The organism is Streptomyces sparsus (assembly GCF_054776295.1).
This window is the reverse complement of record NZ_BAAHCA010000611.1, coordinates 1,827-3,012: the sequence shown is the minus strand read 5'-3', so window position 1 is coordinate 3,012 and position 1,186 is coordinate 1,827. Positions and strand designations below refer to the sequence as shown.

Here is a 1,186-nt window from a genome sequence, read left to right as displayed (position 1 = left end):
CGCCGCGTGGTACTCGGAGACGGTCTGGGCCCCCGACGCGCCGTGGACGCGCCGGGCCAGGTTGCGGGCCAGGGCGCGGGCGCGCATCGAGCCGAGGGCGAGCGGCTCCGGCTCGGCCATCCACCCCTGGGCCACGTAGGCGGGCAGCGTGGCCCGCACCGTCCGCAGGTCCCGCTGCCGGGACCAGACGGCGAGCCAGGTCAGAGTGGCGAAGACCGGGATCATGAACAGCGCGTAGACGGCGAGAAAGTGCAGACCGGTCAGCGACGCCGACCCGTTCCACAGCGCGTGCAGCACGATCGCCGTGAGCAGGCCCAGCAGCGGCAGTGCGACCCGCAGCGCCCGCCGGTCGCGGGCCAGGGCGGCGGCCACGCCGAACCCGATGCCCGTCATCGCGGTGAAGAGCGGGTGGGCGAACGGCGACATCACGATCCGGATGAAGAAGGTGGCCGCGGTGGTGGACGCGAGCCCGGACGAACCGAGCATCTGGTCCTCGTCGTACGCGCTGCCCAGGTAGAGGATGTTCTCGGTGAACGCGAAACCGGTGGCGGTGATGCCCGCGACGACGATCCCGGCCACCACACCCTCGCAGGCGTGCCGCCGGTACCGGAACAGCATCAGTACGGCCGCCGCCTTGGCGATCTCCTCCACCACGGGCGCCACCACGGTCGCCCCCACGGCGTCGACGTCACCGTCGGCGATGACGGATGTGGCCAGCCACTCGGTGGCGAAGCCGTTCGCGACGACGGCGACCAGCGTCGACGCGCACGCGCCCCAGGCGAAGGCGAAGGCCAGGAGGCGCCACGGCGTCGGCTCGACGCTGTCTATCCACCGGAACGCGGCTATCAGCAGGGGGACGGGCAGCACCGACAGCAGCAGGCCGATGACGAAGCCCTCGGTGCCCGTCTGCTCGCGGACGATGGCCAGAATGGTCAGTCCGCACAGCGCCAGCAGCAGCACCAGGGCCCCGGCGCGCAGCCCCCTCCGGTGCCACCAGGGCGCTCGGCGCGGGGTGTAGCGCCACTGCGCGGGCTCCACCGGCATCGCCGGAAACCGGGACGTGCGGTCTTGCTGCTCGTTCGGGGCGGTCGTGCCGTACTGGGCACCGTGACGGTGCTCAGGGGCGGGCCCCGGGACATGTGGACGCACCCATTGACCTTAAGGGCTGCTCGATGACACCGCTCAG

General features: G+C 72.3%; 1 protein-coding gene. It reads right to left on the bottom strand.

The annotated features are described in order from the left end of the window. Window positions 1-1,044, bottom strand: a 1,044-nt coding sequence (locus ACYVE9_RS21035) for a PrsW family intramembrane metalloprotease (RefSeq protein WP_461029447.1), incomplete at its 3' end; no start/stop codon positions are given. Between the last annotated feature and the right edge of the window lie 142 nt (window positions 1,045-1,186).